The sequence below is a fragment of the Halomonas sp. A3H3 genome (assembly GCF_000982975.1).
GTDB classification, from domain to species: Bacteria; Pseudomonadota; Gammaproteobacteria; order Pseudomonadales; family Halomonadaceae; genus Vreelandella; species Vreelandella titanicae.
Map to the genome: position 1 here is coordinate 73,110 of NZ_HG423344.1, position 10,606 is coordinate 83,715.

General features: G+C 66.2%; 13 protein-coding genes. 4 read left to right on the plus strand and 9 right to left on the minus strand.

Annotated features, from left to right (window positions below):
- Positions 1-492, plus strand: coding sequence for an FKBP-type peptidyl-prolyl cis-trans isomerase (locus tag HALA3H3_RS25330; protein ID WP_158414257.1), 492 nt, complete (start codon positions 1-3; stop codon positions 490-492).
- A gap of 52 nt (positions 493-544) precedes the next feature.
- On the plus strand, positions 545-1,357 hold the full coding sequence (locus tag HALA3H3_RS25335; RefSeq protein ID WP_022524230.1) for a class II glutamine amidotransferase: 813 nt from the start codon (positions 545-547) through the stop codon (positions 1,355-1,357).
- Positions 1,358-1,390: 33 nt separating this feature from the next.
- Here HALA3H3_RS25335 and HALA3H3_RS25340 read toward each other — a convergent pair whose 3' ends face one another.
- The 4 genes from HALA3H3_RS25340 to HALA3H3_RS25355 are packed head-to-tail and all read right to left on the minus strand — an operon-like array spanning position 1,391 to position 4,674.
- Positions 1,391-2,104 carry an ABC transporter ATP-binding protein gene (locus tag HALA3H3_RS25340; RefSeq protein ID WP_022524231.1) on the minus strand — a complete coding sequence of 238 codons (714 nt, stop codon included), beginning with the start codon at positions 2,102-2,104 and terminating at the stop codon, positions 1,391-1,393.
- 4 nt (positions 2,105-2,108) lie between these two features.
- Positions 2,109-3,248 (minus strand): ABC transporter permease, encoded by a 1,140-nt coding sequence (locus tag HALA3H3_RS25345; RefSeq protein ID WP_022524233.1) that lies wholly within the window; start codon positions 3,246-3,248, stop codon positions 2,109-2,111.
- On the minus strand, positions 3,245-4,411 hold the full coding sequence (locus HALA3H3_RS25350; protein ID WP_022524234.1) for an efflux RND transporter periplasmic adaptor subunit: 1,167 nt from the start codon (positions 4,409-4,411) through the stop codon (positions 3,245-3,247). Before HALA3H3_RS25350 ends, HALA3H3_RS25345 begins: the two co-directional genes overlap by 4 nt.
- A 47-nt stretch (positions 4,412-4,458) precedes the next feature.
- On the minus strand, positions 4,459-4,674 hold the full coding sequence (locus HALA3H3_RS25355) for a hypothetical protein (RefSeq protein ID WP_022524235.1): 216 nt from the start codon (positions 4,672-4,674) through the stop codon (positions 4,459-4,461).
- A 466-nt stretch (positions 4,675-5,140) separates the two neighbouring features.
- Here HALA3H3_RS25355 and HALA3H3_RS25365 point away from each other — a divergent pair, with 466 nt between their 5' ends.
- Both HALA3H3_RS25365 and HALA3H3_RS25370 read left to right on the plus strand, forming a co-directional pair.
- Positions 5,141-5,560 (plus strand): OsmC family protein, encoded by a 420-nt coding sequence (locus tag HALA3H3_RS25365; protein ID WP_022524237.1) that lies wholly within the window; start codon positions 5,141-5,143, stop codon positions 5,558-5,560.
- Positions 5,557-6,456 (plus strand): cation diffusion facilitator family transporter, encoded by a 900-nt coding sequence (locus HALA3H3_RS25370; RefSeq protein ID WP_022524238.1) that lies wholly within the window; start codon positions 5,557-5,559, stop codon positions 6,454-6,456. Before HALA3H3_RS25365 ends, HALA3H3_RS25370 begins: the two co-directional genes overlap by 4 nt.
- 1 nt (position 6,457) lies before the next feature.
- Here HALA3H3_RS25370 and HALA3H3_RS25375 read toward each other — a convergent pair whose 3' ends face one another.
- The 5 genes from HALA3H3_RS25375 to arsJ all read right to left on the minus strand — a co-directional run.
- On the minus strand, positions 6,458-6,778 hold the full coding sequence (locus tag HALA3H3_RS25375) for a chaperone modulator CbpM (protein ID WP_022524239.1): 321 nt from the start codon (positions 6,776-6,778) through the stop codon (positions 6,458-6,460).
- 3 nt (positions 6,779-6,781) lie between these two features.
- The gene (locus HALA3H3_RS25380; protein WP_022524240.1) at positions 6,782-7,723 is read right to left on the minus strand and encodes a DnaJ C-terminal domain-containing protein; all 942 of its coding nucleotides are present in this window, start codon (positions 7,721-7,723) and stop codon (positions 6,782-6,784) included.
- 337 nt (positions 7,724-8,060) lie between these two features.
- Entirely contained in the window at positions 8,061-8,357 is a 297-nt protein-coding gene (locus tag HALA3H3_RS25385; RefSeq protein WP_238326140.1) for a metalloregulator ArsR/SmtB family transcription factor, read from the minus strand.
- 132 nt (positions 8,358-8,489) lie between these two features.
- On the minus strand, positions 8,490-9,539 hold the full coding sequence (locus tag HALA3H3_RS25390; RefSeq protein ID WP_370657683.1) for an MFS transporter: 1,050 nt from the start codon (positions 9,537-9,539) through the stop codon (positions 8,490-8,492).
- A gap of 109 nt (positions 9,540-9,648) precedes the next feature.
- Positions 9,649-10,606 (minus strand): organoarsenical effux MFS transporter ArsJ (gene arsJ / locus HALA3H3_RS25395; RefSeq protein ID WP_238326136.1); only part of this gene is annotated, 958 nt, incomplete at its 5' end.

Here is a 10,606-nt window from a genome sequence, read left to right on the forward strand (position 1 = left end):
ATGACACGCATCGGCCCAATGTGCGAGATCACCGCCGAATTCGTGCTGACCGGCGAGGATGGCGAACGCCTGGCGGCCTCGACGCCCGAGGCACCGATGCGCTACGTGCACGGCACGGGGCAGATGCTGCCGGCGCTGGAGGCGGCACTGGAGGGTTGCCGGGCGGGCGACGCGCTTCGCGTGACGCTGACGCCGGAGCAGGCCTACGGCCCCCACCGGCCGGAGCTGGTCTTCGAGGCGGTGCGCGACAACCTGCCGCCGGGCCGGGAGATCCGCGTCGGCATGACGCTGACCCCGGGCGGCCAGCGCGGCAAGTTCTCGCTGAAGGTGGTCGGCCTCACCGAGCGCGGCGCCATGCTCGACGGCAACCACCCGCTGGCGGGCAGGACGGTGACCTGGGAACTGCGTATCCTGGAGGTCCACCCCGGCAGGCAGCCGCCCCAGGGAGAGCTGGACTACCAGCCGATCCGCTGGGTCAACCTCGACGAGTGAGGCCAGCGACAAGGCCCGCCGCCGTCCATGGCATTGCAGAGGGTCAATCGCGATGTGTGAACTGCTCGCCCTGTCATGCCGCCTTCCGACGCGGCTGACCTCCTCGCTGACCGCGCTGGCCTCCCATGCCCGGGGGGAGAGCCGCAACCGGGACGGCTGGGGGCTGGCCTTCTACCAGGGCCGGGATGTGGCCCTCTATCGCGGCACCGAGGCCGCCGATGCCAGCGCCATGGTCCGCTGGCTGGAGGCGAACGGCCCCCCGACGCGGCTCTCGCTGGGCTACATCCGGCACGCCACCCAGGGGCAGATCGAGCTGGCCAATACCGGCCCCTACCTTCGCGAGCTCAACGGTCGGATCCACGGCTTCGCCCACAACGGCAACCTGACGCGCCTGTTCGAAGAGGCCGAGGCCCCGACGGGACACTATCGACCGGTGGGCGCCACCGACTCCGAACTGGCCTTCTGCCGACTGCTGTCGGGCATGGAGAGGCTTTCCACACCGCCTCACGCCCTGCCCTCCCTGGAGGCTCGGCTGGAAGTGGTCGCCGAGATGGCCGCCACCCTGCGCCGCCTCGGCCCCGCCAACTTCCTCTATGCGGATGGCGACACCCTGTTCGCCCATGCCGACCGCCGCCTTCATCCCGACACCGGGCGCGTCGAGCCCCCCGGGCTCTATCGGCTGGCCTGTCCCAGGCAGTCGGCCAGCGAGCTGCTGGAGAGGCCCCGGTCGCCACAGTCCGACCAGTCCCAGCGTGCCATGCTGCTCTCCAGCGTGCCGCTGTCGGAGGGTGGCTGGCAGCCGCTGCCACGGGGCAGTGTCATCGCGGTGCGTGATGGCGAGCTGGTCGCCGAGCGGCGGATATGATTCCCGGTGGCGCAGCGCCTGGAGCGTCCGGTGTCAGGCCTGCTCCTCGGCGCCAGCCAGCACCCCGTCTCGCAACCTGAAGATTCGGTCGAATCGATCGAAGATCTTCTCATCATGGGTCACTGCCACAATGGCGGCTTGCTGCTCGACGGCAACTTTCCGCAGCAGGTCCATGACGATGCCGGCGCGCACCGAATCGAGCGCCGCGGTCGGCTCGTCGGCGAGGATGATGCGCGGCCGGTTGGCGAGCGCACGGGCAATGGCGACGCGCTGTGCCTCGCCGCCAGAGAGCTGTGAGGGCATGGCATGCTTGCGATGCCCGACCTCGAGATAGTCCAGCAACTCCATGGCGCGTCGGGTGCACTCCTCGCGAGGCAGGCCGGCAAGTTGCAGCACCAAGGCGACATTGTCGATCGCGTTGAGGAAGGAGAGCAGGTTGTGGTTCTGGAAGATGAAACCGATCTTTTCCAGTCGCAGGCGGCGCAGGTCCCGCCTCAGCCAGCGGTTGTCGTACGCCACCTCACCGTCCAGCCTCATCCAGCCCTCATTCGGAGCAATGATCGCACCGATGACATTGAGCAGAGTGGTCTTGCCTGAACCCGATGGCCCCAGCAGGCCAACGACCTCACCCGATAACACCGTCATGGAGATGCCACGCAGCGCATAAACACGAGTCTGGCCTTCGCCGAAATGCTTCGTTATGCCCCTGAGTTCCACCAGCGGGTGAGGCTTGAGTGTCTCCGTCATGCCATCAGCCCGTCAGCGCTTGGGAGGGATCGACGCGCAGTGCCGCACGCACGCCGAGCAGGCTCGCCAGCAGGCAGACCAGCACGACGACCCCGAACAGCATGGCCAGGTCCTCGGGGAGCATGGCGATGTTCTTGGGAAAAAAGCCGTTGAACGCGTAGACCAGCAGGGTGCCCACCATGAATCCCACGCCGCCCATCAACAGGGCCTGTTGCAGGATGAGGCCGACGATGGTGCGATCGGGCGCACCGATCAGCTTCAGCATCGCGATCGCCCTGATCTTGTCCATGGTCAGGGTATAGATGATGAGGGCAATGATCACGGCGGACACCGCCGTGAGCACCCCCATGAAAAGCCCGAGCTGGCGACGCGCACGCTCGATGACCGTGCGGGTCAAAAGCTCCGCCTGTTGCGTGTCCGTCAGGGCCGAGAGATGCTTCCAGCGGCGGATCGTATCAGCCACCTCGGCGGCGGCGAAGTTGGGCTCAAGCCTGACGACCACGGCATTGACCAGATCGCTGGGCGTGCGCTGCGGCCCGCGAGACGATTCCCGCCGCACTGCCGCCGGCGCCTGCTCGAACTGCAGCTCCTGGGCGTCCCTCAACGTTGCATAGACAATCGCATCCCCCGAGAGGTTGACAACGCCCGAGGTCAAGCCGACGACGGTGTAGTCATGGCCTCTTCGTCCCAGCTGCAGCACCTCGCCCACGGCAAGGCCAGTCTTGCGGTCGGCGATCAGCTCATAATGGCTTCGTGTCATGTCGCGGCCCGCGACGATACGCGGGGGTCCACCCGGCCGGCTCGGCTCATAGCCGATGATCTGAAGGCGCAGCTTGCGACCGGCATGTTCCATCTGCACGTTCTGAAAGGTGATGGCCCCAGCCTCGGCAACGCCATTGATCCGCGACACAACCTCCCGCGTGTCACCGGGGATGCGCGACGCTTCCGCGAACGGCCCGTTCGTCCCTGCCTCGACCACCCAGATGTCGGCGTCAACGGCCTGGGTGAGCGCAAGGGCATCGGCGGTCTGGCCCCGATAGATACCCGCCATGGTGATCACCACGGCAAGCAGCAGGCTCAAGCCGAGGCACGTCAGCAGGAAGCGTCCCAGGTTGTGGCGGATATCGCGCCAGGCGAGGTTCATTCCGCTTCCCTTCCGTCGACGATCGTGACCTTGCGCCCCGCCTGGAGCTCCTGGGTGGGACCATCGACGAGCCTCGCGCCCTCCGGCACGCCGCTGACGATCTCGACCCGGCCATCGAGCGTGCGGTGGCCGAGCCTCACCTGGCGCTGATGGAGCCGGCCATCCTCGACGGTCCAGGCGGTCGCGCTGTTACCCCTGATATTGGCGAGGGCGTTCATCCTGACGAGATGGGCAATCGGCAGGGTCGCGGCGGTGATCCGAATCTCGGCCTGCTCGCCCAGATGAAACGGCAGTGGACAGCCGCGGCAGCGGACGTAGACCCGGTACTCCTCGTTGACGCGGTCGCTCTCGATCTCGATGCGCACGACCTCGGCGGGCATGCGCAGATCCGATGCCGATCGGCGTATCACCTCGGCCGGCTGGCCGACCTCGATGGCGCCCGCCCGTGCCTCGTCGATGTAGGCGAGCGCCCAGATCGTGGCAGGGTCGACGAGCGTGAAGACCGTCTCGTTCGCGTTGAGAGACGAGCCGAGCTGGCGATGGCGCTTGATGACGAGGGCGTCGTAGGGGGCATGAAGGCGGTATCTGGCGAGTCGCGTCTCTTCGAGTGCCAGCGCCGCCCTGGTCTGCTCGACAAAGGCCTGGGCCACGGTCACGGCGCTGCGCGCCTGGGCGAGGTCGGCGGTGGCGATACCGAACGCGGCCTGGGCTTCATCTGCCAGCTGTTGCGACGTCGTACCGCGCTGAACGAGCGCCTGCACGCGATTATTTGTCAGCCTTTTCTCATCGAGTATGGCGTCTGCGCGCTCCACATTCGCCGCTGCCTGTGCTACGGCCGCCTCGGCCTGCTGGACGGCCGCCTTGGCCTGGGCGACACGCGCCTCCTGCTCGCGGCTGTCGAGCCGGGCAAGTGCCTCGCCACGCTTGACGCTATCGCCATGGTCGGCGAGAAGCTCGACGAGGGTTCCCCCCGTCTCGAAACCGATATCGGATCGGACCTCTGCTTCGATCGTCCCGAGGCCGAAGACCGTGATGGGCACGTCGTGTTCGGCCTTGGCGACCCGCACCTCCACGGGCTTGAGCCATATCAACCAGATCCCGGCGGAAGCCACTGCGGCGACCAACAGCATCAGCACCCATGGGAGCATGCGTTTTCGCGTCATGTTTTCATCATCTTGAACTCTGGCTGCCGGATATCCGGCGATGTCGCTCAGTCATGCTTTCGCAAGCTGGGCCAGGCGGAAAAGGCAAGAAAATAAAGCGCAATGAGATTGACGATGGGGACGACCATCAGCAGGCTGAGCCATCTCGAATAGCCCGCCTTCGAGAAGATAAACCAGAACGGAATGATAATGATCACTGCCATGATCAGCATGACAAACGGGCCAAAGGGCCACATTCCCGAACCAGGCATCGTTTCATACATGACAGTTTTTCCTTTTAGGCTTCGACTACATTTTATCGACGACTCTCTATCCGCGTGCCGACTCAGACCCTGAACTTCACGCTGATAGTCTAGGCTACCGCAGCATGAAGGATAGCTCTCATGCCGGATGAATGATCACCCGGGATATGATTGGCCATCATTACCTGATGCAGCTGGCTTCCAACAGCACCGACCATGCACTGGCGGCCCGAGTGATGGTGCCGGCGACCTTCTCCCCACCATCACCCCGGAAACCGGCACCAGCACCGGCATACCTTGGTGATCGACGAGCATCACACGAGATGGCCGTCGTGTTGTAAGGTATATCGAGGGATACGAATTCCCCCGTTGGCAAGCCTGAATGCAGGAAAACCTGGTGACGGCTGAAACCCGCCATGCCTCATCGAGTCATTGTCTTGATAACCGGGGGTGCACTCATCGTCGCCCCCTCTTGCCGGAGGCCACCATGAACGAACCCGCCACCAAGATGACCTTCGAGGTCAGCGCCCGACGCCTCGACGCCCACGGCAGCGAGGCCCGCTGCAAGTCGGCCACCCTGACCCTCGACACCGACCTGGCCGGCCGGCTCGACGCCTTCAACCCCGCGGAGCTGCTGATGGCAGCACTCGCCGGCTGCATGCTCAAGAGCATCGAGCGCGTCACGCCCATCCTCAAGTTCGAGCTGAGGGGCGTGGAGGTCCGCCTCCACGGGGTACGCCAGGATGCTCCACCCTGCATGGAAAGCATCGACTATGAGATCCGGGTCGATACTGACGAGAGCGACCAGCGCCTGGAGCGGCTGCACGACAACGTCAGGAAGTTCGGCACCGTCTTCAACACCGTGGCCCAGGGGACCCGGCTCACCGGCGTGATGCGACGCCAATGACTCACGACCACGACCACGGCCCGGTCAGCTTCGGCAAGGCGTTTGCCATCGGCATCACGCTCAACCTGGCCTTCGTGCTGGTCGAGGCCTTCTACGGCTGGAAGACCGGTTCCCTGGCCCTGCTGGCCGATGCCGGCCACAACCTGAGCGACGTGGGGGGCCTACTGCTGGCCTGGGCGGCCTTCGGCGCCGCTCGCCTCCGTCCGAATGCCCGTCACACCTACGGGTGGAAGCGAGGCTCGATCCTGGCCAGCTTCACCAACGCCACCCTGCTGCTGGTGGCCATGGGCATCCTGGCCTGGGAGGCCGTGCAGCGCCTGCAGACCCCAGCAAGCATCGATGCCGGCACGGTGATGGTGGTCGCCGGGATCGGGGTGGTCATCAATGCAGTAACGGCCTGGCTGTTTCTGGCCGGAAGCCGGCAGGACCTGAACATTCGCGGCGCCTTCCTGCACATGGCCGCCGATGCCCTGGTCTCGCTGGGCGTCGTGGTGGCCGGGGGGCTCTATCTCTGGCGGGGGTGGACCTGGATCGACCCGGTGGTCAGCCTGGCGATCGCCCTGGTGATCGTGGTGGGCACCTGGTCGCTGTTCCATCGCTCGTTGCACCTGCTGTTCGATGGTGTGCCGGAAGGGCTCGACATGGAGGCGGTGCGAGAGGCCCTGCTGGCGCTGCCCGGGATGGTGGACGTCCACGACCTGCACGCCTGGGCCATGAGCACTTCGGACAACGCGCTCACCGCCCATCTGGTCATCGACGCCGAGGATGTCGACCGTGATGCCCTGCTCGAGCAGGCGACCGAGATGCTGCATGAGCGCTTCGCACTACGCCACAGCGTGCTGCAGCAGGAGTCCAGGGAATATGCCGCTCGCTGCCCCACCGGTGAGCGGTGCTGACTCAGGGTGGGTCATCAGGCAGACCGGCGGCCCGCAGTCGTTCCTTGAGGCGCTGGTTCTCCTCGATCAGGTCGACCGCCAGGGCGGCGAGCTCGGGTGCTGCCTCGAAGTCACGTTCGAGCTGGCACAGGCGTCGGGCGCGAGTCAGGTCATAGCTGGTGAAACGCCAGCTCGCCACATAGGGCGAGCCATCGGCCAGCAGGCCGCTCTCGATGCGCTCGACGACCCACTCGGTGTCCACGGCGCAGGCACGCGCCAGCTCCTCGAGGGAAAGGGTCGCCTCGTCGATGAGTTCGCCGCTGACGATAGGTTGATGCGTCATGGGCTAGCCTCCCTTCCGTTGGCGCGGATCGAACGCGAGTTCCTGCGCCATGGTCTCATAGAGCTCCCGGGCCCTGTCGGTATCGGCCGGGGGCAGCACCACCTCGAGCTCCACATAGAGATCGCCCGGCTCAGTCCCGGGGATGCCGCGCCTCTTAAGGCGCAATCGGCGACCGGTCTGTGATCCCTCGGGCACCTTGAGCTTCACCACGCCCGAAGGCGTCGGCACTTCGATGCTGGCCCCCAAGGCGGCCTCCCAGGGCGTCACCGGTACCGTCTGATGGACATCCCGTCCCTCGACGCGATAGCGCGAATCCGGCGTGAAGTGGATCTCCAGGTACAGATCACCCGCCGGCCCACCGCCAACACCAGGGCTGCCCTGCCCCGTCAGGCGGATATGCTGGCCGGCCTTGATGCCCTTGGGTATCTGCACGTTGAGGGTGTGCTCGCGGGAGATCACACGTCCTTGCGCATCGACCTGGGGCACCTGCAGGGTGATCGCCCGGGTCGCGCCCTGGTAGGCATCGGTGAGATCAATGTTGATCTTGGCGTGACGATCCTCACCACGCACCCGATAACCACGCCCCCCTCGTCCCGCGCGGCCGCCTTGACCGAACAGGTTGGCGAAGAAGTCGCTGAACTCACCGAGATCGGCCTCCTCGAAACCTCGACCGCTGAACTCGAAGCCCGTATCCCAGTCCGGTGGCGGCTGGAAGTCTTGGCCGGACCGATACTGCTGGGCCAGCTGGTCATAGGCGAGCCGCTTCTCAGGGTCGGACAGCACCGCCTTGGCCTCGTTGATCTCCTGCATCCGCTGCGCGGCTTCCGGCTCCTTGCTGACATCCGGATGAAACTTGCGCGCCAACTTGCGGTAGGCCTTCTTGATCTCCTCGGCCGTCGCGGTCTTCGCCACCCCGAGCACCTGGTAGTAATCCTTGAATTCCACTTGTCAAAGCTCCGGCAGATGGCATCAGGGCAATCGTAGTTACCCGAAGCGAGAGGCGCCGGGGACAGGTCGAAGGGGAGGTCCTATACCAGGGATGGCATCGGTAGCGCCCAGGGAGGGGTTCACAGCGCCTCCCCGAAGACCTGTCGCCGGAACAGCTTCGAGCGTTACTTCCATCTGCAAAAGCCCTGCAGATGGCATGGGAGGCATCTCGCAGCACGCCGACAGACGACTGGGTCTGCAAGGATTCCGCCGTATTGTTCAAGGCTAGTCGATAATGCTCGGACCGCGGGGGAAGCATCGGTCAGGGAAAGGGACATCAGGCACTCACTTCGCCTCAGCACATTGCCAGCTGCCGTTCGGGGCGGTTGCCCATGCCAGCCAGACGAACCTGCAGGCTCGAGAGGCGCTCGCCCTGGCCCTTGTCGGCCGCCAGCAGCGCCTCGCCGACCCAGTCCGGCACCGTGTCGGCAAGCCGATAGTAGACCCATTGGCCCTCGCGGCGATCGCTCAGCAGCCCGCAGGTGCGAAGCTGTGCCAAGTGGCGCGATACCTTGGGCTGTGACTCGTCGAGGGCATGAGTCATCTCGCAGACGCACAGCTCCCCCTCGCGGCGAATCAGCAGCGTCAGCATCAGGCGCGTTTCATCGCCCAGGCACTTGAACAGACGAACGGGTTCGAGCGGGATCAAGGGTTTTTCCACCATGTTCCAGTTAAATATCGAATTTTACGCCAAACGCCGCGCGTTCGACAGCGACACAAGGCCTCAGGTCGGCCGTCGGACCATCAGCAGCGCCAGGCATCCCGCCAGCATCAGCATCGATGTCAGCCACAGGGCGCCGGCGCCGCGGCTCTCCAGCAGCAGGCCGAAGGCCAGCGGTGCCCCCGCCTGGGCGACCCTGGCTGGGGCGATGATCCAGCCCTGGCGACGACCGAACCCCCTGGGGCCGAACAGGGTCAGTGGCAGCGTTCCCGAGGCGATGGTCATCATCCCGTTGCCTGCGCCATGCAGCAGCGCGAAGCCCGCCGCTGGCATGCCGAAGAGTGCCAACAAGGCGGCGCCCAGCGGATGGAGGGTGGTTGCCAGGCGGGCCGAGGCCAATGGGTGGAAATGGCGCAGCAGGACGAATTCCCCCAGGCGAGCGGCAACCTGGGCGGGACCGACCAGGGCGGCCGCTGCCACCGCCACCGCCAGCGACACGCCGGTCTCCTGAAGCACGCGAGGCAGATGCGCTGCCATGGCCGTGGAGACAAACCAGCCGGCGGCAAACACGTAGGCCAGCAGGCCCATGACCAGGCGCGGCCGCTTGGGCGGCGGGGCGTCATCATCGTGCCCCTCCAGCGCCTCGATGGCCCCTGCCCGAGGCAGACGCAAGTTGAGGGGCAGACCCAACAGCAGGTGCAGGCCGGCCCAGGTCAGGCAGGTGTCCCGCCAGCCCGTTTCGAGCTCCAGCCAGGTCGAGAGCGGCCAGCCGATGGTGCTGGCAAAGCCGGCGATCAGGGTGACACCAGTGATCGAGGCGCGGGCCTCGCGCCCCAGCAACCGCCCAAGAGTGGCGAAGGCAGCATCATAGAGCCCCATGGCCATGCCGATACCGGTGATCACCCAGGCCAGCAGCAGGCCCGGCAGCCCCTGTGCCATGGCCATGACGAAAAGCCCCAACGCCAGCACCAGGTTGGAGGTCACCAGCATGTCGCGGCCACCCCGTCGGTCGATGCAGCGACCCACGAAGGGGCCCAACAGAGCCGAGATCACCAGGGCCAGCGAGAAGGCGCCGAAGACCCAGGCGCTCGATACCCCCAACGTCCTGGCCATGGGGATCGCCAGGATCGCCGGCAGATAGTAGCTGGAGGCCCACGCCAGGGTCTGGGTGGTACCCAGGGTCAGCGTCAGCCCGGTCCGCGAACCCCCGCCTGTCACCGGCTCATCGTCCCGCCGTCTCCCGCGGCAGCGCTAGGGCCATCAAGGCACTGGCCGCCACCAGGGCGGCGGAGATCCACAGGCAGGCGGAAAGCCCATACACTTGGTAGACCCAGCCGGAGAGCAACGTGCCTAGCAGGCGCCCCATGGCGTTGGCCATATAGTAGAAGCCCACGTCCATGGAGACGCCGTCGGCGCGGGCGTAATGGACGATCAGGTAGCTGTGCCAGCTGGAGTTGATGGCGAACAGCACGCCGAAGGCCAGCAGCCCCACCACCAGCCAGCCCACCTCGGCCAGCGGCAGCAGCGCCAGGAGCGCCGGCAGGCCGGCAAGCGCCAGGGCCCAGAACACGGTGACGCCCCGCGCCCCGCCCTTCACCAGGCCGGTGAGACGTGGCGCCTGGGTCTGCACGCCGCCGTAGCCGATCACCCACACGGCCAGCAGGCCGCCTACCGTCCAGTGGCTCCAGCCATGCTGGTCATAGAGGAACACCGGCAGGGCCACCACGAACCAGACGTCCCGGGAGGCAAACAGGCAGAGCCGCGCCGCCGAGAGCACGTTGATGGCCCGCGACTTGGAGAACACCTCGGAAAACTTCGGCTTGCGCTTCTGACGCCCCAGGTCGGCCTTGAGCCGGACCAGCGACATGGCCAGCACCGCGACCAGCATCAGCGCCATCAGACCCACCGCCCCCTGGAAGCCGACCAGGGTCAACAGCAGCCCGCCCAGGAAGAAGCCGGCGCCTTTCAGCGCGTTCTTTGAGCCGGTGAGGATCGCCACCCAGCGGTAGAGGGCGCTGCCGGCGCTGGGGCTGTCCTTCGGCACCAGCACCTTGACCGCGCTCTTGGCGCTCATCTTGTTGAGGTCCTTGGCGATGCCCGAGAGCGCCTGGGCCGCCATCACCCAGGGCACGGTCAGCGCCGCCGAGGGCACCATCAGCATGGCCAACGCCACGATCTGC